The sequence below is a fragment of the Shewanella sp. Sh95 genome (assembly GCF_001308045.1).
Taxonomy (GTDB): Bacteria; Pseudomonadota; Gammaproteobacteria; order Enterobacterales; family Shewanellaceae; genus Shewanella; species Shewanella xiamenensis.
In genome coordinates, this window is the sequence record NZ_LGYY01000193.1 from 1 (window position 1) to 476 (window position 476).

Annotated in this window: 1 protein-coding gene; it reads right to left on the reverse strand. The window is 40.1% G+C overall.

Annotated features, from left to right (window positions below; translation table 11 throughout):
* Nucleotides 1-58: 58 nt before the first annotated feature.
* On the reverse strand, nt 59-476 hold a 418-nt coding region (tnpA, locus tag AEA42_RS14495), incomplete at its 5' end, for an IS200/IS605-like element ISShes8 family transposase (RefSeq protein WP_082389655.1).

The following is a 476-nucleotide window of genomic DNA, read 5'->3' on the forward strand; positions in this document are numbered from 1 at the left end:
GTAAAGAATCCACCTTCTGAAGAAGGTGGCTTTGTTTTAACCCCCTAAAAGGGGGCCTTTATTCAAGAGCAAGTTGACCCTGCTCTTGCCGCTCTACTTTCTCTTGATGCCTAACGTATCTACGGATTATTTCCTCGTTAATTCCAATCGAATCGACGAAGTATCCTCTCTGCCAAAAATGATTTCCCCAAAGTTTATTCTTACGTAGGTAAGGAAATTTACTGAATATTTTCAAAGCTATCTTACCTTTTAACGCCCCCATTAAATTCGATATAGATATCTTCGGAGGTACCTTCACCACTAAATGAACATGGTCAACTTGAACATTTAGCTCCATGACTATGCATCCCATTTGATGGCAATAAACCTGAATGCATCGATAAACCTCTTTTCCGACATTACCTTTCAATATCCGAAAGCGGTACTTTGGTGTCCAGACTATATGATATTGACATCGCCAGAACACATGCGATGCT